Below are 20,961 nucleotides of genomic sequence, written 5' to 3' on the forward strand. Positions count from 1 at the left end.
GCCATTAAAAATCACACTTGCACGGACATTTTAACCAATTCTATTTTCTTGTTTGTTGCTTCTTCTATCCTAAAATAGTAAATCCCAATTGAAATTTCGTCCCCTTTTTTTGGTATTTCTTTGGTATAATCGACAATAAAACCACCAAGTGTACCATAAGAATCCTCCTCTGGAATTTGGAGTTTGTACGTTTCATTTAGATATTCAACATCCAAACGAGCCGAGAATTCAAAAACACCATTTCCAAGATCTTTCTCGATTAATTCTTCATTAGAATCGTGCTCATCTTCAATTTCACCAAAAAGCTCTTCAACAATATCCTCAATAGTAATAATACCCGATGTCCCCCCGTATTCATCTAAAACGACTGCAACGCTTTTGCGCTTTTTTGTTAACAAACTCATGGCATCTTTTATAAATATTGTCTCAGGAACAAATTCTACTAAAATAACGATCTCTTGAATGTTTTTTGGTTTTTTAAACATATCAAAGGAATGAACATATCCAATAATATCATCAAACGAGTTCTGGTAAACTACAATTTTTGAATAACCGGTTTCAATAAATAATGTTCTAAGATCTTCTATAGAATCAAATAAATCAATTGCTACAATTTCAGTTCTAGGAGTCATTACATCTCTAGCTTTAACACTAGAAAATTCTAAAGCATTTTGAAACATCAATATCTCTGAATCCACCATTTCATTATCTTCTACGGTACTCATTTGCTCCGTGATGTAATTTCCAAGTTCAATCTTACTAAAAAATAGTGGTGTTATGTCGCCCTCAGTTTTAAAAAATTTTCTTAAAATAAAATCAGAAATTGCAATAAAAAACGCCGAAATAAAGTAAAAAATTTTGTAAAAGAAGTAAGCTGGAACTGCAAAAAACTTAATTAAGGTATTGGCGTAAATTTGAAAAAACACTTTTGGAAGAAATTCAGCCGTAATTAATATTACAATTGTTGAAATTAAGATTTGCAAAACTAAGCTAAAACCTACTGAAATAGGATAATCAAAGGTTGCAAGGAACTTCATTAAAATACTACCCATGAAAAAGCCATATACAACTAAGGCAATGGTATTCCCAACAATCATAGAAACAATAAAATTAGTAGGTTTCTCTACTAATTTTGTTAATATTACGGAGATGAAATTATCTTGTTTCTTTTCAATTTCAAGATATATTTTATTAGACGAAACAAATGCTATCTCCATTCCTGAAAAAAAAGCACTTAGTATTAGACAAAAAATGATAATACTAATTTCCATTGATTAGGATTTTTTGTTTCTATCTTCAAATTTTTTAGCAAATTTTCTCCTAAAGAAAAACATGAAAACTGCTACTGCTGCTATAATAAAACTCAACCAAGGTGTTCCTCCTAATGAAGGATCATTCAATTTTGCAATACCATCGTACACAAAATAAGCACCAAAAACCAGATATACGTATTGTGTAAATTTTAAATAATTCATAGTTCCTTTTATTTATCGTTTGTTTCCACTTCGCCCGTGATTTTCTGCGAATTTATTATTTTAAAATCTTTGCTAAAATCAATTCCTTGACCATTTGAAATTCCTTTTGGACCGCTCAATTTAAATCTTCTTTCCGTAAAAAACCACTGATTTTTTTGATCGAAATAAAGTTGTTCCGTTTCTAGCTTTTGTCCTTCCTCAGTAAAAATTTTTACTTTTCCTTGCAAATCTATAATGGTTGTTCCTTTGTAAGAGATTGCATAATTTGCTTTTATGTATGTCTTCTTTCCTTTTTTATCATAAAGTGTAACATCAATTCCTTTAGGAAATTCAGTAAAAGGATAGGAAACACTTGCATAATCAAGCATTTTTGCACTAACTAAGACAGCCGTAATCCTACCAGAATCAGTATACTTTAGATTAACCATATCAGCATCGCTACTAGGAAAAAATTCAGAAATATTACTTTTTTGTATGTCTTTAAAATTACTTTCACAACTAAAAAAGAGAGTCACAGCAATAGCTGTTACAATCCATTTTAAATTGTTTTTTTTTAATAAAGTCATACTTAACATATAATAAAGAGCTTAGCAAATAATAATCTAATTGAACTTTCTCTTTACAAACCATTGTTCATTAAGAGATAGCCCTATGCTTACATTAGCATAGTTTTCCTCGATTAAATTCGACTTTTTTGTACCTTTTTGACCAAATTCTACACTAATATTTACATTGGAAAAAGTTCCAGTTAAAGGCAATCCAAAACCTAATGACACCGCCATATCTTTAATAGGCAGAGAGTTGATTACTAAACCTGTTTTTTCATATCTCAATCCACCCCTGTAAGTGACTCTTTTTGCATAACTTGTAAATGAGTTATAATTTGGCATAAAATAACCACCAATATTATACTTTGAACTACCTTCGTAGGACACATTAGTCAAGGCGTTATATTTATTACTTAGAGATCCTGCATCTTGAAATGTGTAACCAATTCCCACTAACCACTTTCTAGCCTCACCAATCCCCGCCGAAACAGCATATTTAGTTGGCAACTTTAAGTTTTCTACAGTTCTCATATCTTCTAAAACATCTACGTTAACCAAATCAAAATTTGAATTATAAAGTGCTGTAGCTATATTTCTAGTATTTTTCGATTTTAAAGTGCTTTCAATAGAATAAGTCAAACTACTAAATAAAGACAGCTTCTTGTCTATTTTTCTTTGATACATAGCACCAATATTAAAATTGAATCCTGATAAATCAGCATTATTTAATTCTCTTGTACCAATTGATATATCTGTGATGTATTCAAAATTATTTGTCTCAATTTTTCCAAAATCATAATTGACATCAGCACCTACGCTCAATTCTCGATTCACTTTATATCCTACACCAAGAAAAGCTTTATTCATACCACCTTTTCCATTGAAACTTTGATTATTATCAACTCCTGTACCCAATGTTCTAATTTTATAACCAACAGAAGAATAAGGTATCAACCCAAACCCTACTCCAAATTTACCTAAGGGCAATCCAACCGCTAAATAATCTAAAGTTGTTCGTTGTGCACTTTCTGCTTTCGTATTAGTTTTTAAATTTGTACTTGCATAAGTACCACCCAACGTAAATGTTGTAAGTTTCAAACTCGCAAATCCTGCAGGATTTTGCAAATTAATGTGAATACTATCTTGTTCAATTGCAATTCCTCCCATTGAACGCATTTCATGCGTTCCTTTGAATCTTACATCACCTATTCCATAAAAAGAGTATGGAGAAGCGGTTCCCTCTTGAGCAAAGGACACTAAAGATAAAAGCAAACAAGCACTTACTAAAATTTTTTTAATCATTTTTAATTTGATATTGAAATGTTTGATTCAAACTTTCTAGTAGAAAATTTGAATTGGCAAATATGGTATTTTTTAATCGTTTAGCCAAAAAAACTGTATCGCCGCCCGTTAAAATTATTATAAAGTTTAAATACTTAGACTTATACTCACTGATGAAACCATCTATTTCAAAGACAACGCCATTGACAACGCCGGAATGAATAGACTGAGAAGTGGAATTCCCTATCAAATCTTCATGATTTTCTAAAGTTAGTAAAGGAAGTTTTGCCGTGTAATGATGCAATGATTCGTATCGTAAACGCAGTCCCGGTGCAATTGCACCACCTAAATAATTATTATGATCATCAATAAAATCATAAGTAATGCAAGTTCCTGCGTCAATTACCAATCGGTTTTGATTTGGAAATTGTAAAACTGCTCCCGCGGCAAGTATCATCCTATCAATACCCAATGTATTAGGTGTGCTGTATTTATTTTGAAAAGGAAAAACATCAATAGTGGAGATAAAGAATATTTTTAATACCGAATCAAAGGCTAAAAAGGCTTGCTTGTTGACATCTCCCACAGAAGAAACAACTAAATAAGTGGTGTTTTGAAATTTATTTAAAATAATTTCAATATTTTTTTTGAGCTCATTTTTAGTAAAAGCAAAAACTTCTAAAAGTATATTGTCCTCAAAAACAGCTGCTTTAATTCTAGAATTACCTACATCGACAACTAAAATCATACTTGGTTTTTTATTGCGGCAAAGGTACGAATTGATTTTTTTAAAAAAATGTTTTGGATATACTAAAAATGATTCTATATTTGCACCCGCGTTAGTACGGTACCTTAGCTCAGATGGTAGAGCAATGGACTGAAAATCCATGTGTCCCTGGTTCGATCCCTGGAGGTACCACAAAACCCGAATAGAAATATTCGGGTTTTTTGTTTTATAAAAAATTTGAATGTGAACTTTTAAGTTAAAAAATTTAGGTAATAAACGCTCATTATTCGGACTTTGAATCCTTTGAATAAAGTTTTATCCTCTCGTTACAGTATTTATAATGAGTAATTTAAATAATTATATCATTTATAAAATTTAAGTTTATAAAGCATTTACTTAATTACGTTAAAAATAGATTCGCTTTAGTGCCCGTGTATTTTTAAACATTATCCTATAGATTTATAAAATGAAAAAGGGCAGTTTTCGCTTTTTCCGCGATAACTACTCACTAACTTCTACTAAATTAATTTCAATTTGAGATCCTGTCATTAAGGTATATTCTAATTTCACGAAACCATATTTATCGTTATAGAAAGATACCAATTTACTTTCACCGATATTAGATTTTGCAGTTGACTCAATTTTAGAACAATCTAAACTTCCAAGACTAGTTTTGATTGCTTCTTTCCCTACAATTTTATAAGTGTAATCTAGAAGAAGTCTACCTTTCCATTCTCCCCATTGTTTGTTTGACCGATGATCGCCAATATTCATCTTGTCAGTCCAAATGTAACCAACAGGTTTATTTAATTTAATATAAGGAAAGGGACAGGTTTCTAATGCATTTAAAAAACCCATTCTTGGAGGATGAATCCAAACATTCTCTTTGTTTTCAACTACGCCAGTTGAACTCCTAGATCGAGGGTTTGGCTCGAAAATATAGCGGATTTCAGTTTGATTTTTATTTGTCCTTTGAAACATCTTTGGTTTTATAACGGACATTTTAATAACATCAATTCTATTTTTGTCCAACTCGTTCGTAGATAAACTGTCTTCTGTGTTATTGACGAGAAAGTATTTGTTTTCATTCTTTTGAATAGAATAGGAATACCTAAATGTTTTACGAATTTGATAAATAACATTATTCTTATCTACCTTACTTTTTTCTATTTTAAGTCCATCATATTGCTGCGCCATGCAAAGACTAGAAATTAATAACGCTGTTATGATTAGTTTGTTTATTTTCATTTGAGAAATTTTTAAAAAAAACACGTAGTGTGAAGTTAAGTAAATTCTTTCGTTATCGCTGAAAATGTTATAATGCAAAAAGAAAGTCTTTTAAGGGAGTTTCTTTGTTTTAGATTATTTGTATTTTATTTTGGAACAAGTGGGACGGGAAAATTGATGACTTTGTAGGTTGTACTATTTATTAGTTTTAAATCTTTTATGGTAAATTTAATTATTCTGTTTTTTCTTCATCTTTCAAAAGATTATTTTGTGATAATTTTTTGCTACCAATATTTAAAATTTTATCCTTTAACTCTGGAAAGGTTACTAATGCTTTTTTAAATTGATCAGAACTAATAAACTCATGCCACGGACTTCCGTAATGTTCTTTTTCCATAAGCCTTAGCGGCGGTTCTTCCAAACGATCTAATGCAGAACTAAATAGACGTTTTTCCATATTTAAATCAATTCTTGAAGCCTCTTTCCTATATCCCTCATAAGCTTTTGCTACGGAAGCCTTGAAAGCATAATCTTCTGACAATTTAAATCGCTGGCCAATTTGTTTTGTTGCGAGCCAAGCGAACCAAATAGGCGCACCAAGGCTGAGTAGAGATAAAAATATTTGAATCCAAATGTGTCCAATATCTTTTTGCTGATTTATACTAGCATTTAGTATCGCAAATCTTTCAGAGCCAATATATATCCCACTACCTAATGCTAATATTAAACCTGCAACCCAAGCCCACATTGAATACGAAAGTTTATTGGCTCGTTGGTCGAAAGAAGCTGCCAATCCAGTAGTTGTAGTAATTCTATAAGCTTCTTGACATTGATCGACTAATTTTTCAGCCTCGTTTTTTTTACTATATATATCCTTGGTTAAACTTTCAATCTTCTTTTGATAAGTATCTATCTTACCAAAAGATTCTGCAGCATCTGAAGAAAATTTATTTACCTTATTTCTTGCATCTTTTAAACTTTCTAAATCTGCAGGCAGATTTTCAGCGGCTTCAGTAGCCTTTTCAATTAATTTTATTTGTGACTCTAAGTTATCTTTATCTGGAATTAAGAATGTTAATTCAGATTGAAGCGCTCTTAATCTTCTCGAAAGTTCTTTGGGTAATGCTTTAGTATCTTGCATAATTTCCCAAGTAAAAAGAGGTTCGATAGTCACATTAATCCATTCAATTAATGCAAAGTAATTAGGCGAAGCTGCAGCGCAATTACCGCTAAACATCTGAGGTAGATTCTGTGTTTTGAAAATATTAATACGTGCTGGAATTTCTTCAAGTTGTTCCTGCAAATCCTCATCAATCTTTTCAATTACGATGGACTTGATCTTTTCACCGAGATTTTTAGCTAAGTTTGCTAAGTCATGTCTATTTAAAGGAGGACAATTCCATCCCCAAGTTTCTGCCAATGTTCCATCTCCGCTATAAGCAGCCGTGATATCACTGCCCAAACTAAATAATGATTCCGAAACGGTTACTAATGATTTATTCATGATTTTTTTTATTTAATGTGTTTTTTTACTGTAAAATGCAATTGAATGTTGCTAAATTAGATGATTGCCCTTGATACTTAGATAATATATAATCGGATATTCAGAGAGTTTTATAGCAATTTGAAAGAACACTAAATTGTTTTATTCGCGATACAGAATTTATAATATTCTTAAATAAACTGAAAACAAATAATAAAAAACTTATTCAAACTCTACACCCCTAGCCCTTATAGCAGTGAAAATCCCACGCTTTTGGGCGCGGATTGTAACGCATAGCAGGACACGAGCGAAGCGAACTGGCGAAGCAAATAGCTCCAAGAAAAAATTCTCAAAAAAAAAAGCCATTCTCCTCACAAAAAGGAGAACGGCAGTTTTCTAAATATATAAAATCGTCGTTCTTGAAAAAGTGTGAAATTAAGATCCACACATTTCGCAATCGTCTGGACTCGCATTTTTAGATAATTCAATCATTGCGCGATACTCTTCCGGCGACATTGATTTAGCATCATCTAAAACGGCTATGGGTTGTAATTTTTTTTCGATGACCGCTTGTGTCACTTCAATAGGTTCTGCTTTTTTATCATTGTTTAATGTAAATTTAATTGCATCCACCGCAGCTTTTGTTCTCAAATAATACATTCCGGTTTTTAATCCTGATTGCCAAGCATAGAAATGCATTGAGGTCAATTTAGCGTAATTGGCATTTTGCATAAACAAGTTTAATGATTGCGATTGATCTACAAAATATCCACGCTGGCGAGACATATCAATAATATCTTTCATTGACATTTCCCAAACTGTTTTGTACAATTCCTTCAAGTCTTGCGGAATATTCAAATCTTGCACCGATCCGTTATTACGCATTAATTCTTGTTTCAAAGCTTCGGTCCATAAACCACGCTCCACTAAATCATGCAGTAAGTGCTTGTTTACTACAATAAACTCTCCCGAAAGCACTCTTCTTGTGTAAATATTAGAAGTATATGGCTCAAAAGCTTCATTGTTACCTAGTATTTGAGACGTGGAAGCTGTTGGCATAGGCGCTACTAACAACGAGTTGCGAACGCCGTGTTCCATCACCTCTTTTCTTAGTGAAGCCCAATCCCAGCGACCTGACAATTCCTCATCTTTCATTCCCCACATATTGTACTGGAATTCTCCTTGAGACATAGGCGATCCGGCAAAACTAGAATACGGTCCTTCTTCCTTGGCCATTTCCATAGAGGCGGTTACAGCAGCAAAATACAGTGTTTCAAAAATTTCTTGATTCAGCTTTTTAGCCTCGTCACTTGTAAAAGGCAAACGTAACATGATAAACGCATCTGCTAATCCTTGTACTCCAAGACCTATTGGTCTGTGGCGTTTATTAGAATTTTCTCCTTCTTTTACAGGATAATAATTCCTGTCAATAACTTTATTTAAGTTTCTAGTCACTCGTTTGGTAACCGTGTACAACATTTCATGATTGAATTGCTTGTCTTCCACAAACATTGGTAAAGATAGGGAAGCCAAGTTACAAACTGCAATTTCGTCCTTAGACGTAAACTCCATAATCTCAGTACACAAGTTTGATGAACGGATGGTACCTAGGTTTTTCTGGTTTGATTTTCTGTTCACCGCATCTTTGTACAACATGTATGGTGTTCCAGTTTCTATTTGCGATTCTAGAATTTTCTCCCACAATTCATGTGCTTTAATAGTTTTTCTACCCTTGCCACGTTTCTCATAATCAATGTACATCGCTTCAAATTCTTCGCCGTAAACATCATACAGTCCCGGACATTCGTTAGGACACATCAACGTCCAGTAACTATCCTCTTGTACACGTTTCATAAATAAATCCGAAGTCCACATAGCAAAAAACAAGTCTCTCGCACGCATTTCTTCTTTTCCGGTATTCTTTTTTAAGTCTAAGAATTCAAAAATGTCTGCATGCCAAGTTTCAATATAAATGGCAAAACTACCTTTACGTTTTCCACCACCTTGATCTACGTATCTTGCGGTATCGTTGAATACTCTCAACATAGGAACAATTCCATTTGAAGTCCCGTTGGTTCCTCGAATATAACTTCCTGTTGCTCGTACATTGTGAATTGAAAGTCCTATTCCGCCTGCTGACTGCGATATTTTAGCCGTTTGTTTTAGCGTATCATATATACCGTCAATACTATCATCTTGCATTGCTAGTAAAAAGCAAGAAGACATTTGCGGTTTTGGAGTTCCAGCGTTGAATAAGGTTGGAGTTGCATGAGTGAAGAATTTTTTCGACATTAAATCGTACGTTTCAATCACTGATGTTAAATCATCTAGGTGAATCCCAACCGATACACGCATCAACATGTGCTGCGGACGCTCTACTATTTTACCGTTAATTTTAAGTAAATACGAACGCTCTAAGGTTTTAAAACCAAAGTAATCGTAGTTAAAATCTCTATTGTATATAATGTGCGAATCTAAGAATTCGGCATTTTCCATGATCACTTTATGTACTTCCTCAGAAAGTAACGGCGCATCTTGACCATTTCTTGGATTTACATAATGAAACATGTCGTTCATTGTTTCCGAGAATGATTTTTTAGTATTAGAATGCAAGTTCGAAATCGCAATTCTCGCTGCTAATTGTGCATAATCAGGATGCGCAATAGTCATCGAAGCCGCCGTTTCAGCCGCTAAATTATCTAATTCTGATGTAGAAACTCCATCATAAAGCCCTTCAATTACACGCATTGCTACTTTCACAGCATCTACTAAATCATTTAAACCATAGCATAGTTTTTTAATTCTATCTGTGATTTTGTCAAACATTACAGGCTCTTTGTGACCGTCTCTTTTTATTACGTACATAATTTTTTGGTTTTTAAAACAGCAAATCCCTTCGCTGTTTTAGTTGTTTGTTTGTTATTGTGAGAAAGTAGGAAATCAATTCTGCCTTGTAATTTCTCATTATTTTTTGGAGCTGTTTGCTTCGCCAGTTCGCTTCGCTCGTGTCCAGCTATCCGTTACAATCTTTTTCTTTTTTTTGAAAAAAAAGGAAAAAGGATTTCCACTGCTATCTGGGCTAGGGCATTTATAGCAGCAAGACATTCAGTCTAAATTCAAAATCAAAACAAGGAAAAGAAAAAACGTATATTTTACATTATGTTAAAGCAAGTCTTTTCCTTTCTGCTATTGCTTCTTTGTGACTAATTATTAAAAGTCAGCGTCGAAAGTTATTTTTTGAGCATCAACATTAGTATTCATAACTCCAGCTTTTTGATATTCGGCTACTTTCTTTTCAAAGAAGTTTGTTTTTCCTTGAAGAGAGATCATATCCATAAAATCAAATGGGTTTGAAGTATTGTATTCTCTATCACAACCTAATTCTACTAACAATCTATCAGCAACAAATTCTAAATATTGCGTCATCAGTACTGCATTCATTCCTATCAAACTTACAGGAAGTGATTCTGTGATAAATTCTCTTTCAATGTTTAAAGCATCTACAATGATACTTCTAATTCTTTCTTTTGGAACTTTATTAATTAAGTGGTGGTTGTGTAAATGCACTGCAAAGTCGCAGTGAACACCTTCATCACGAGAAATTAATTCGTTAGAGAACGTTAAACCTGGCATTAATCCACGTTTTTTCAACCAGTAAATGGAACAGAAAGCTCCTGAGAAGAAAATACCTTCAACAGCTGCAAAAGCAATCAAGCGCTCCGCAAATGAATCTGATTCAATCCATTTCAAAGCCCAATCCGCTTTTTTCTTAATTGCAGGAAAAACTTCTAATGCATTAAATAATTCATCTTTTTCAACCTCATCTTTCACATAAGTGTCAATCAATAAAGAGTACGTTTCGCTGTGGATATTTTCCATCATGATTTGAAAACCATAAAAGAATTTTGCTTCAGCATATTGTACTTCATTTACAAAGTTTTCTGCTAAATTTTCATTTACAATTCCGTCAGAGGCAGCAAAAAAAGCTAAAATGTGTTTTACAAAATATCTTTCGTCATCGCTCAATTTATTATTCCAGTCATTTAAATCCTGAGACAAATCGATTTCTTCTGCAGTCCAAAAACTAGCTTCCATTTTCTTGTACCATTCCCAAATATCATGGTGTTTGATAGGGAAAATTACGAATCGATTTTTGTTTTCTTGTAAAATTGGTTCTACTTGTGTCATTGTGATTTTTTATTTATTGTGTGCGTTTAATGAAATTTTTTTCTTTTTGAGATTTACAAAGGTTGTGAAATATTGCGGAAATTAAAAGCCAAACTTATCCACATTCCGCCTTAGTTTTGAACAAAGGAGAAAATTAAAAATAATTTTTTAGTAATATATAAATAACTGACAATCAATTATTTAAAACTATATAAAAATGCTCAGGTCCCGTAAAATATAGGATTTACAAATAGAAGATTATAGGAAAAAATAAATAATTATTTTTGATTTTTTAAGTCTTCGGCAACTTGTTCAAGTTCTAAATACCAGTCTTCACCAAATCTGCGAACCAGCGCTTCTTTAACAAATTTATAAACCGGAACCTCAAGTTCTTGGCCTAGAGAGCATGCGGGATCACAGATGTCCCATTTATCATAATTTACAGCAGCAAACTCAGTGAAATCCTTAACACGCACTGGATAAAGATGACAGGAAACTGGTTTTTTCCAGTCAATTATTCCCTGATTGTAAGCTTGCTCTATGCCGCAAAGCGCGGTTTTTCCATCAAAGATTACGTAAGCACAATCTTTATCATCAATTAATGGTGTTTCAAGATCGCCATCAGTTCCATTTACCCAAGTTCCTTGCGCCTCAATGGCCTCAATTCCTTGCTTGCGCAAAAAGGGTTTTATTTTAGGATAGATCTCCTCTAAAATTTTAGTTTCTTCCAGACTCAATGGAGCGCCAGCATCGCCATCAACACAGCAAGCGCCTTTACAAGCAGTTAGATTACAAACAAAATCTTTTTGAAGTAGGTCTTCTGAAACTATGGTTTTTCCTAATTGAAACATTAAATCGTGTACTTATGTAATTAGGTGCAAAGGTAATTAAAGAAACCTCGATCTCATCTGTAAATACCAACTTTAACCTTTGCAAAATTTCTTTAAACAAAGCAATTTAAAAACTAAAGATTTTTATCTTTTAAAGCAAAACGCATCTCTACTATTCAGATTTTAAGAAATCATACTTTTTTATTCGCTGTGTAAAATGAGAATTCATAACACAAAAAGTTTAACTTTGCACGCAAAAAAGAGTATGTTTGGATTAGATATTAAAGAAATAATAACCGTAGGAATGGTTCTTTTTGCGGTAATAGATATCATTGGATCTATTCCAATCATCATTGGTTTACGCGCAAAATTTGGAATTATTGAATCTGAAAAAGCTTCTATAGTGTCTGGAGTTATAATGATAACATTTCTGTTTGTTGGTGAGGAGCTTTTAAAACTTATTGGCATTGACGTTAATTCATTTGCTGTAGCGGGTTCATTTGTATTGTTCTTCTTAGCATTAGAGATGATTTTAGGTATTCGCATTTATCGTGATGAAGAGGCTAGCTCCGCTTCCATTGTGCCACTTGCTTTTCCGTTAATTGCTGGTGCAGGAACAATGACTACTTTATTATCCTTGCGATCTCAATTTTATACCGTCAACATTATTATTGCAATTATATTGAATATAATTCTAGTTTATATCGTTTTGAAATCGTCTTCTAAAATTGAGAGAATGCTGGGAAAAAACGGACTTGGAGTTATTAGAAAGACATTTGGTGTGGTACTTCTTGCAATAGCTGTTAAATTATTTGCCGCGAATGTTAAAGGTCTGTTCGTGTAAAATAAATTTTATTAGTTTTACACTTTAATTATATTACTCAGTACGAGTAAGAATTTTAAAATTTAGACTTTATATCCAATCAACAATTTGTTATTTTTAATTACTACTGTTTATGAAAATTTTTACTAACATTCTGGTTTTTTTAGCAATCGCATTAATCATATTTAATGTTACTCAACTTGATTATAGAAATCCATTTAAAGGTGATTCTATTGTTGCTTTTATTGGAATTGCTTCTGCATTTTGTGCGGTAATGATTCTATTAATTTTTAGAGTTTCTAAAAGAATCGAGGAAAAAACAAACGAGAAGTAAATCTTTGTTTTTTATGGTTCTATAATAAGCGGAGCTGTAAATGAAATGCCTTGCTCCTTTATTACGGCAACTACGACAAAAAAATAGATTTTACTTCTATTTAAAACATCGGCAATTTATCCACCAAAAATTGTCTTCACTACAAAAAACCGTTTTTAATAATTTGTTCTTAATACCTTTTGAGAAATAAAGATTTAATTTGACGTAAGAAAGTAGTAATCAACTTTATCGGCAAATTGCAAACGAAAACGAAGTTAAAAGCGAGTTCCTTACATTACTCCTCTCTTAAAAATAGCATTTTATAATATCAAAAACTTTAATAACTGAAAACTTTTTTCTTTTAGTGATACACATCACAAGCCACTTTAAAAAATAATGAAGCAAACTATTGTTTAAAGTTAGCTGACAGAATTTATGTCTAAGAAACTTTCACAGATTGGATAATTTAGATAGTACTAAATTTCAATTAGCAAAACGGTAATAACTGCCGAACTAACAATATGGAATTACAGCATTAGGCGCATTATGATACCGTAGATAAATAATTTGTAAATACTTAATCTCTTTATTTTAAAACTGCCTTTATCATTGCATCTTCTTTCAAAACGATTTGGTAGTAATAGCTTTCGCCAAAAAGTTGTCGGGCAAATTCAGCCATTAAATATCTTTTCACTAATTCTTTACTTTTTCCGAAATTCAGATTTAATCCATTTCCATAGATAAAATTTTGAAAGGCCTTAAAATAAACATCTGTTTGACTCATTTTTCCTCGAAAATGCTCGAAAGTCAATCCTTTAAAATCCTTTCTATCTTTATCTAACTGCTCAAATACAAAATTTCCTAAAATACCAGATTGCAGTAAGTATGCTGTACTCTCACTTCCATGCTCTACTTCGAGTGGTACGAAAACATCAGGAACGATACCGCCGCCACCGTAAACTGTTTTGCCTTTTTTGGTTTTGTATTTTACAGTTTTTAGTACCTTAATACTATCTTTTTCATATAACTCACCGTTCCCGATTCTAGATTCAGACTCTTTATAATAGGCGTCATTACCTTTTCCATAGGGTTTTTGAATGGAACGACCAGTGGGCGTGTAGTATCTAGCAATTGTTAAGCGAACTGCTGAACCGTCAGCAAAATCCATTTCTCTTTGTACTAAGCCCTTTCCAAAAGAACGTCGACCAACAATAGTCCCTCGATCATTATCTTGAATAGCTCCTGCAAGAATTTCGCTAGCTGAAGCACTGTTTTCATTTATTAAGACATAGATATTTCCTTTTTCAAAGCTTCCTTTTTCAGTTGCGAAAGTTTTGTCGATATTGCCATTTTTGTTTTTAGTAAAAACAATCAATTGCTTATTTGGTAAAAATTCATCTGCAATTGCAATCGCTTCTTCCATATAACCGCCGCCATTGTCTCTCAAATCAATTATTAATGATTTTGCACCTTGCCTTTTTAGCTTTTCTAAGCTATAGATAAACTCACTATATGTGGTTTCAGCAAAGCGATTTATTTTAATATAAGCTGTACTTTGATCTACAAGTAATGCTGCATCAACACTTTTTATAGGAATAACTGCTCTTCTAATTTTTATTTTAATTTTTTTATTCTCAGATTTTCTATAAATAGTCAGCTCGATATCTGAACCTATTGCTCCTTTCAACTTAGAAAATAAGCTATCACTTGGTAATTTTCTTCCAAATAATTTAGTTTTATCGGCATATAAAATTCGATCTCCAGATTCTACTCCTGCTTTTGCCGAAGGACCATTAGCAACTGGTTTTATAACTGCAACTGAATCTTTATACATGTAAAAATTTACTCCAATCCCAACAAAATTCCCCTTCATACTTTCTGCAACCTCTACTTGCTCACTTGGCGGAATATAAATTGAATGTGGGTCTAGTTTAGCCAAAATATTATCTACTGTGAGATTCACTATAGAATCAGTGTTGACATTATCAACATATTCTTTATCAATAAAATCTATTAATTTGTTCAATTTGTTTTTTGAACTATTTTTGACTATATATTCTGGTGTGCTCGGAAAATTAAGTATTCCGCCCAAAACAACTCCCACAGCAAGCGCGAAGGCGATATAAATGGGCAAATATTTAGCACTATATTTCATTTTGATCTTTTCCTGTTTGAACTTGGACAACAATAATTAGCTTTATTTATTTTACTCTTCTAGAACTGGAATATGCTCTACCTCTACTCCTGCTTTTATTAAAAATGCGAGTCCATCATCGTCTCTATAACGGTTTTGATAGACCACTCTTTTAATTCCCGATTGATGAATTAATTTACTACACTCTTTGCAAGGCGATAGAGTAATGTATAACGTTGCGCCTTCGCAAGATTGTGTGGATCTTGCCACTTTTAAAATGGCATTTGCTTCAGCATGCAACACATCCCAACGTGTTACACCTTCATCATCTTCGCAACAGTTCTCAAAACCTGTTGGTGTTCCGTTGTAACCATCAGAAATTATCATCCGATCACGAACAATTATGGCACCTACTTTTTTGCGTTTACAATAGGATAAAAGGCTCCATTCTTTTGCAATTCTTAGATACGCTTTATCGTATTTATTTAATTTTTTTTCGTTCATTTTATCTATTCCAAATTTCACTTGCAATAATCATAGGAATTACTACACCAATTATAAAAGCTGACATTACTAAAGTCCAATCGCGTTTTGAAAATCGGAAAATCGTTTGAACAATATAAGAGATAATTAGAACTACAAAAACCACTACAATTTGCGCTACTTCAATCCCTAAAGCAAATTCACTTAAAGGTAACACTTTAGAACTAGCCGATCCTCCTAATATTGATTTAAAATAATTTGAAAACCCTAAGCCATGAATTATCCCAAAAAATAGTGTGATAAAAAACACTAAATTGATACTTTCTTTTTTGCTCGATTTTCCTGCTGTAAACAAATTAAAAAGCGCTGTTATTAATATTGTTATCGGAATAAGCAATTCTACTACATTTACTTTGATGGCAACTATTTCAAAAACAGACAACATTAAAGCCATTGTATGACCCACTGTAAAAAGAGTTACTAATAATACAACCCGTTTCCAATCACTAAAAGAAAAAGGAACAGCAAGCGCAATTAAAAATAAAACGTGATCATAAGCATGAATATCTAAAACGTGTTTTAATCCTATTTGAAAGTAAATCCAAAATTCTGACATCGATAAAAAATTAGGTTATTAAAGGGATGTAAACTTACGATTAATTTTGAAAATGTGTAATTTGAAGGTCTAAATAAACAAGATATTCAACTGAAATTATGAAAAATAAAAATTTAAAGTTTAAAAATCAATAAATTTAAAAATAGATTTATCTTTGTGCGTTAAAAAACAATAATTATGTCATTTTCAGATTTATTCGATAGTGAATTTCAGCAAAGAAATAAAGGTCATTTTGCATCAATTGTACGTGTAGCGTTTACTGACGAGATAATTTCTCCTGAAGAAAAAGCATTTTTAGACAAACTAGCGGTACGCTTAGAAATTTCAGCTGTGGAGTATGAGGAAATTTTAGAAAACCCTTCGTACCCAATTAATCCTCCTTATTTACACGAACAAAGAATTGAGCGTTTGTATGATCTAGCGCGAGTAGTTCATGTTGATCATCATTTAGGCGATAAACAAGAAGTATTGCTTAAAAAAATAGGTGTTGGACTTGGATTTAATGTAGACAATATAGATTACATTGTTGACAAGGCATTAAAGTTAGTGGATAAAAAAGTCGATCTAGATACTTTCAGCGTTGAAATGTCAAACATGAACAAATAATGTTTTCTTACAATTATTAAGACTGCATTAAATAAAAAAAGCGATTACACAAATTCATATTTGTGTAATCGCTTTTTAATTTTATAATAATTTTCTAAAAAACGGCTTTAATCTATTTTGAGCAGTACTAAGAATATATAATCGGCATACTCGAAATTTTAGAAACTATATGAAGCTTCGTCTTAGAAACTTTTAATTTGTTTTAAAGCTCCAAATTTGACCTATGGTTTCTCCTCCTTTGTTATCTTTTACCACAATTTTCCAGTAATAAATCGAAGTAGCTTGTAATGAAGTAGCTTCATAGAATGTTAAAGTTTTATTATCAACAACCTTTGTCGTAGGAGGATTAGTCGTTCCTAAAAATAGATCATAAGTTAAAACATCTGATGCGTCAACATCTGATGCAGCCCATTTTAAAGTGACCGAAGCTCTCGAAACTGTTGCATTAATTTCAGGTTGAATTAATGAAGGTGAAAATGGTAAATAATTAACAATCGCAACTCCTTCTGTGTAGAAGTTAAAAGTTGTAGAGTAAGCACTTGCTGCATTTTTACTATCAGTTGCTTTTACTCGCCAGTAATACGCTTTACCTTTTTCTAATGTAACTGAAAACGTAGGCGTAGTTCCCTCATTTGTTTTTACAATTTGAGTAAATAAATTGTCAGTGGCAATTTCAGTTTGGTACACAATAGGATTATTTTCTGCATCTACTGAGGCATTCCATTCCAGTGCTAGATTATTGCTAACGCATAATTTACTATTTGTTGGCGATACTAGTGTTGGAGTGCTTGGCGCAGTATTTTGTGCCACTGGTGCAGGTGCAGGCTCATCAGTACCGCCACCTCCGCAAGAAAATAATAAAGCGGTTAGACCTACTATAGCTATAATTTTTCTCATGTTTATTTTTTTATGATTGTTAAACTAACTGGTTTTTCTAAATATACCTTTACGATATAAACACCTGAAACCTCATTTTCTAAACTCAGTGCTACTTTTCCATTCAAAATTGGATATATTCTGTTTGAGACTAGCTGACCATTCAAGTTATAAACTTCTACCGGTACGGCGGTTTTTATTGTTGGTGTTACAATTTCAATCAATCCGCGAGTTGGATTTGGATAAGCAGCAATACCACTTATATCATACAAAATGTTTTCCGCGTAAATCCCCTCGCAATCTTTGGCTGACTTAACCTCAACTAGATCTCCTAATTCTACAGGAACTGTAAACTTCATTGCCATGGTTTCAAACTGTGCATTACCATTAACAAAAACTTTAAATGGAGCAGTTCCCTCCTCAATTTCCACAGCTGCTACTTTAGATTTCACTGCAAATTTTCCGTTCAATGATTTACCTCTCCCAATGTTAAGCGTAAAACATTGTTCATATGATTTTCCAGTTATAGATATACAAACCGTGTAAACTCCCGAAGCTAAATTAGAAACATTTAAAGTGTTGTTAACAAAGTTATAATCAGTTCCGTTTATTTTAGCAACATAAGTATATGTTTGTGCTGCCTCAATTACTATTTGACCATTATTTGTATTGACACAAGTTTCAGCTCTCGCTTCTACTTTGAAATTATCAGCTGGCAAAGTAAAAGGAGCATTTGCAGCAAAAGCCTGCTTGTTTCCATAAATTCTAAATTGACCGGCTGGCACAGAAATGACATCATTTACATTCACCACGTTGTAACTACTGTTATCCATCAAATTAAACCATTCTCCAGCGTACGGGAATCCCGTAGCAACATTTTTAGTAGTGACATCAAAATTTGCAATAACTATAACATCTTTTAAAGAATTTACAGGTAAAGAACTATCTGTAATTTTAATAGTTTGCTGAAGCGAACTAGAATTACTAACGGTAGCCATTCCTGAAAATACCGGCTCCTCTCTTTTTAGACGAATCATTTTTGCCCAATCTGAATAAATTTTCAATCGGTTTGCAACAGCTAACCAATTATCTGTCCATTGCAATTGTGGCTTCGTATCTAATTTACAATCGCCTGCTGTTGCATCAGAAGGTGTATTAATTGTTTTATTATTACAGGTGAAAATAGAATCATCATAACCTAAATCTCCAAAATGCCAAATCATTTTTGGCCCAGGAATTAATAATGAAACTGCTCCTATGGCTGACATTCGAGACAATGCTGTATTCAAATTTTTGACGTTATGAGTGCTATTCGAACCATTACCAGATTGTAAATTTTTATACATTAACCGCTCTTCATCATGACTTTCAGCATATCCCATCAGTCTATTAGCAATAAATCCACGGTTAGCACTTGTCATACCCGAAATATTAGCAGCATATCCCATTGATAGTTGATTGTAAGGATCAGTCATTTTACCCCACATCATAATCCCTTTGCTTGGAGTTTCGGCAATTCGATAATTTGCCCACTGCTGCTCCTCATTATTAGATCCTAAATGTTCAAAGATTACATAATGATTTGGATCGAGACTCCAAGAATAATCAGCATATTTTCTTAAAACATCCACTCTGTCCTGCTGATAACCATTAGTACAACTTTCGTCAGAAGCGGTACAATTTTGAGTAAAACCTTTGGTTAAATCCCATCGGAAACCATCAATTTTATATTCTTCAACCCAGTGTTGAATAACTCTTTTCACATAATTTTGAGTTCCTGCTAATTGATGATTAAAATCTTCCCCAACGCTGTAACTGTGTTTTGCGACAGTATTAAAATAAGGATTTTCAGTTGATGGAGATCCCCAACCGTCGCCATCAGGATCATTCATCCACATTCTTACCATTGGATTCCGTCCGAAAGCGTGATTTAAAGCTACATCAAGAATTACCGCAATACCATTTTGATGACATACATCAATCAATTCTTTTAGCTTGCTGGAAGTGCCGTAAAACTTATCTAACGCCATGTGAAAAGAGGTGTTGTAACCCCAGCTTTCATTTCCTTCAAATTCCATTATAGGCATTAACTGAATCGCATTTATTTTCAAATTCTTAAAATAATCAATGCGATCAATGATACTTTGATAATTTCGAGCAGCATCAAAATCTCTTACCAAAAGTTCGTAAACGACTAGCTTTTCTTTCTCTGGCTTTACAAAATTAGTAGTTGCAGTGCTCCACGCATAATTTGTTTGCCCGGTTTGCAAAACGGTAACTTCTCTTTGTTGTCCAACTGGATAAGTGGGAAGGTTAGGATAAGTTGTAGCGGAAATCCCTGGATCATCAAATGGCGATAATACTAAAGTAGAATAAGGATCAGCTGTTTTTACTAACGAAGGAGAATTTGCAAGCGGAGTTTCATCAACAACCCAATATTGATAAGTATAATTGACTCCAGAAGTAAGACCGGTAAGTTCCAACCAGAATTTTCCTGATGTTGGATCTTTCTTCATTGCATAATTTGCATCTGGCTGCCAAGCGTTAAAACTTCCAGCGACGTAAACAAAATCTTTTAAAGGTGCATCAAGCACTAAAGTTGCTCGAGTTGCATCAATAGAATTGTAGTTTATACCTTCTATTAAACCAGTAGGAATTGTAGCCACAACTGATGTAGGATTAACAATTGCAGAAAACTTTTTTGTGCCTGTTGTTGTTCCTAGCGTAACCACTAATTCGTAATTTTGATTTGTAGTTATATTAGTTTGTGTAAAATTATAGGATGCTGTTGCTACACTAGTATTGATCGAAGCACCATTTGCTATTAAATTGTAGATAGCATTTCCGCCAGTGTTAGTTGCATTAATATTTAAAGACCCGCCAGCTGTGGTAATTATTGCGCTATTTTCGGCAGGAGAATTTAAAGTCACTTGAAACGCTCCAACTTCAACCAAGTTATCTTGTGATTTCTTATCATCGGTTCCATTTTTCGCTTTTATTAAATAGCCTATTCTTCCTATTCCTGTTCTATTGTAAAAAGTAGTTGGAACAAAAGTTTTAGTATAAGTATTAGTAGCAGAATTGTAAACAAATTTATTTACTTCGTTTGATGTAGTCCAACCTCCATTAGTAGGACAATCAATTATATTCAAATCATTAGAATCAAAAGACCAAGCCCATAAATAAAGTGAATTGTCTGTAATACCCCACGCTGATTCATTAACCGTATTCCCATCGATAGTTATAGTGATTGAAGTTGTTTCTTCGAATGGGTTTGGGCTTACGGAGCTGGCAATCGTCTGGACTTGTGCGGAAACAATTACCGAAAATAAAAATAATATAAAAGGTATAATTTTTTTCATAGCCAAAATA

The 20,961-nt window shown here is 33.0% G+C and carries 18 protein-coding genes and 1 tRNA gene; 4 read left to right on the plus strand and 15 right to left on the minus strand.

What is annotated here, in order from left to right:
- Positions 1-11: 11 nt before the first annotated feature.
- From BUA99_RS03215 to BUA99_RS03235, 5 genes are read right to left on the minus strand one after another with little or no spacing between them, the layout of a single operon-like run.
- Entirely contained in the window at positions 12-1,271 is a 1,260-nt protein-coding gene (locus BUA99_RS03215) for a hemolysin family protein (protein WP_072988212.1), read from the minus strand.
- Positions 1,272-1,274: 3 nt separating this feature from the next.
- Positions 1,275-1,475 (minus strand): hypothetical protein, encoded by a 201-nt coding sequence (locus tag BUA99_RS03220; RefSeq protein WP_072988215.1) that lies wholly within the window; start codon positions 1,473-1,475, stop codon positions 1,275-1,277.
- An 8-nt stretch (positions 1,476-1,483) separates the two neighbouring features.
- Positions 1,484-2,041 (minus strand): LPS export ABC transporter periplasmic protein LptC, encoded by a 558-nt coding sequence (gene lptC / locus BUA99_RS03225; RefSeq protein WP_072988217.1) that lies wholly within the window; start codon positions 2,039-2,041, stop codon positions 1,484-1,486.
- Positions 2,042-2,077: 36 nt separating this feature from the next.
- The gene (locus tag BUA99_RS03230) at positions 2,078-3,325 is read right to left on the minus strand and encodes a BamG family beta-barrel-assembly machinery protein (protein WP_072988220.1); all 1,248 of its coding nucleotides are present in this window, start codon (positions 3,323-3,325) and stop codon (positions 2,078-2,080) included.
- Entirely contained in the window at positions 3,318-4,052 is a 735-nt protein-coding gene (locus BUA99_RS03235; RefSeq protein WP_072988222.1) for a type III pantothenate kinase, read from the minus strand. Before BUA99_RS03235 ends, BUA99_RS03230 begins: the two co-directional genes overlap by 8 nt.
- A gap of 98 nt (positions 4,053-4,150) precedes the next feature.
- Here BUA99_RS03235 and BUA99_RS03240 point away from each other — a divergent pair.
- Positions 4,151-4,223, plus strand: a tRNA-Phe gene (locus BUA99_RS03240).
- A gap of 309 nt (positions 4,224-4,532) precedes the next feature.
- On the opposite strand, the gene BUA99_RS03245 is transcribed toward BUA99_RS03240, so the two are convergent.
- The 5 genes from BUA99_RS03245 to BUA99_RS03265 form a co-directional block, all read right to left on the minus strand.
- Complete coding sequence (locus tag BUA99_RS03245; RefSeq protein WP_072988714.1) at positions 4,533-5,279, minus strand: hypothetical protein; 747 nt, start codon at positions 5,277-5,279, stop codon at positions 4,533-4,535.
- 211 nt (positions 5,280-5,490) lie between these two features.
- Positions 5,491-6,762, minus strand: coding sequence for a hypothetical protein (locus BUA99_RS03250; RefSeq protein ID WP_072988224.1), 1,272 nt, complete (start codon positions 6,760-6,762; stop codon positions 5,491-5,493).
- 414 nt (positions 6,763-7,176) lie between these two features.
- Positions 7,177-9,606 (minus strand): ribonucleoside-diphosphate reductase subunit alpha, encoded by a 2,430-nt coding sequence (locus BUA99_RS03255; RefSeq protein ID WP_072988227.1) that lies wholly within the window; start codon positions 9,604-9,606, stop codon positions 7,177-7,179.
- 345 nt (positions 9,607-9,951) lie between these two features.
- Positions 9,952-10,929 (minus strand): ribonucleotide-diphosphate reductase subunit beta, encoded by a 978-nt coding sequence (locus BUA99_RS03260; RefSeq protein WP_072988230.1) that lies wholly within the window; start codon positions 10,927-10,929, stop codon positions 9,952-9,954.
- A 257-nt stretch (positions 10,930-11,186) separates the two neighbouring features.
- A complete protein-coding gene (locus BUA99_RS03265) occupies positions 11,187-11,759 on the minus strand; it encodes a DUF3109 family protein (RefSeq protein ID WP_072988232.1) in 573 nt (190 codons plus the stop codon).
- Positions 11,760-12,003: 244 nt separating this feature from the next.
- Here BUA99_RS03265 and BUA99_RS03270 point away from each other — a divergent pair, with 244 nt between their 5' ends.
- The gene (locus BUA99_RS03270) at positions 12,004-12,582 is read left to right on the plus strand and encodes a MarC family protein (RefSeq protein WP_072988717.1); all 579 of its coding nucleotides are present in this window, start codon (positions 12,004-12,006) and stop codon (positions 12,580-12,582) included.
- A gap of 112 nt (positions 12,583-12,694) precedes the next feature.
- Positions 12,695-12,895: a hypothetical protein gene (locus BUA99_RS03275; RefSeq protein ID WP_072988234.1), complete on the plus strand. Its 201-nt coding sequence runs from the start codon at positions 12,695-12,697 to the stop codon at positions 12,893-12,895.
- 565 nt (positions 12,896-13,460) lie between these two features.
- On the opposite strand, the gene BUA99_RS03280 is transcribed toward BUA99_RS03275, so the two are convergent.
- From BUA99_RS03280 to BUA99_RS03290, 3 genes are read right to left on the minus strand one after another with little or no spacing between them, the layout of a single operon-like run.
- On the minus strand, positions 13,461-15,029 hold the full coding sequence (locus BUA99_RS03280; protein ID WP_072988237.1) for a S41 family peptidase: 1,569 nt from the start codon (positions 15,027-15,029) through the stop codon (positions 13,461-13,463).
- Positions 15,030-15,080: 51 nt separating this feature from the next.
- Complete coding sequence (locus tag BUA99_RS03285; RefSeq protein ID WP_072988720.1) at positions 15,081-15,512, minus strand: deoxycytidylate deaminase; 432 nt, start codon at positions 15,510-15,512, stop codon at positions 15,081-15,083.
- 1 nt (position 15,513) lies between these two features.
- A complete protein-coding gene (locus BUA99_RS03290) occupies positions 15,514-16,107 on the minus strand; it encodes a HupE/UreJ family protein (RefSeq protein ID WP_072988240.1) in 594 nt (197 codons plus the stop codon).
- A 177-nt stretch (positions 16,108-16,284) separates the two neighbouring features.
- Between BUA99_RS03290 and BUA99_RS03295 the strand changes: the two genes are divergently transcribed.
- The gene (locus tag BUA99_RS03295; protein ID WP_072988242.1) at positions 16,285-16,713 is read left to right on the plus strand and encodes a tellurite resistance TerB family protein; all 429 of its coding nucleotides are present in this window, start codon (positions 16,285-16,287) and stop codon (positions 16,711-16,713) included.
- A 192-nt stretch (positions 16,714-16,905) separates the two neighbouring features.
- Here the strand turns inward: BUA99_RS03295 and BUA99_RS03300 are convergent, their stop codons facing one another.
- Together BUA99_RS03300 and BUA99_RS03310 are read right to left on the minus strand one after the other, a co-directional pair.
- Positions 16,906-17,610, minus strand: coding sequence for a hypothetical protein (locus BUA99_RS03300; protein WP_072988245.1), 705 nt, complete (start codon positions 17,608-17,610; stop codon positions 16,906-16,908).
- A 2-nt stretch (positions 17,611-17,612) separates the two neighbouring features.
- Entirely contained in the window at positions 17,613-20,951 is a 3,339-nt protein-coding gene (locus tag BUA99_RS03310) for an alpha-amylase family glycosyl hydrolase (protein ID WP_084673468.1), read from the minus strand.
- Positions 20,952-20,961: the final 10 nt, after the last annotated feature.

The organism is Flavobacterium segetis, from assembly GCF_900129575.1.
GTDB classification, from domain to species: Bacteria; Bacteroidota; Bacteroidia; order Flavobacteriales; family Flavobacteriaceae; genus Flavobacterium; species Flavobacterium segetis.

Excerpts from the sequence above, each read along its gene's own strand:
- BUA99_RS03215 (WP_072988212.1), bottom strand. The coding sequence starts at position 1,271 with ATGGAAATTAGTATTATCATTTTTTGTCTAATACTAAGTGCTTTTTTT.
- BUA99_RS03220 (WP_072988215.1), bottom strand. The coding sequence starts at position 1,475 with ATGAATTATTTAAAATTTACACAATACGTATATCTGGTTTTTGGTGCT.
- lptC (WP_072988217.1), bottom strand. The coding sequence starts at position 2,041 with ATGACTTTATTAAAAAAAAACAATTTAAAATGGATTGTAACAGCTATT.
- BUA99_RS03230 (WP_072988220.1), bottom strand. The coding sequence starts at position 3,325 with ATGATTAAAAAAATTTTAGTAAGTGCTTGTTTGCTTTTATCTTTAGTG.
- BUA99_RS03235 (WP_072988222.1), bottom strand. The coding sequence starts at position 4,052 with ATGATTTTAGTTGTCGATGTAGGTAATTCTAGAATTAAAGCAGCTGTT.
- BUA99_RS03245 (WP_072988714.1), bottom strand. The coding sequence starts at position 5,279 with ATGAAAATAAACAAACTAATCATAACAGCGTTATTAATTTCTAGTCTT.
- BUA99_RS03250 (WP_072988224.1), bottom strand. The coding sequence starts at position 6,762 with ATGAATAAATCATTAGTAACCGTTTCGGAATCATTATTTAGTTTGGGC.
- BUA99_RS03255 (WP_072988227.1), bottom strand. The coding sequence starts at position 9,606 with ATGTACGTAATAAAAAGAGACGGTCACAAAGAGCCTGTAATGTTTGAC.
- BUA99_RS03260 (WP_072988230.1), bottom strand. The coding sequence starts at position 10,929 with ATGACACAAGTAGAACCAATTTTACAAGAAAACAAAAATCGATTCGTA.
- BUA99_RS03265 (WP_072988232.1), bottom strand. The coding sequence starts at position 11,759 with ATGTTTCAATTAGGAAAAACCATAGTTTCAGAAGACCTACTTCAAAAA.
- BUA99_RS03270 (WP_072988717.1), top strand. The coding sequence starts at position 12,004 with ATGTTTGGATTAGATATTAAAGAAATAATAACCGTAGGAATGGTTCTT.
- BUA99_RS03275 (WP_072988234.1), top strand. The coding sequence starts at position 12,695 with ATGAAAATTTTTACTAACATTCTGGTTTTTTTAGCAATCGCATTAATC.
- BUA99_RS03280 (WP_072988237.1), bottom strand. The coding sequence starts at position 15,029 with ATGAAATATAGTGCTAAATATTTGCCCATTTATATCGCCTTCGCGCTT.
- BUA99_RS03285 (WP_072988720.1), bottom strand. The coding sequence starts at position 15,512 with ATGAACGAAAAAAAATTAAATAAATACGATAAAGCGTATCTAAGAATT.
- BUA99_RS03290 (WP_072988240.1), bottom strand. The coding sequence starts at position 16,107 with ATGTCAGAATTTTGGATTTACTTTCAAATAGGATTAAAACACGTTTTA.
- BUA99_RS03295 (WP_072988242.1), top strand. The coding sequence starts at position 16,285 with ATGTCATTTTCAGATTTATTCGATAGTGAATTTCAGCAAAGAAATAAA.
- BUA99_RS03300 (WP_072988245.1), bottom strand. The coding sequence starts at position 17,610 with ATGAGAAAAATTATAGCTATAGTAGGTCTAACCGCTTTATTATTTTCT.
- BUA99_RS03310 (WP_084673468.1), bottom strand. The coding sequence starts at position 20,951 with ATGAAAAAAATTATACCTTTTATATTATTTTTATTTTCGGTAATTGTT.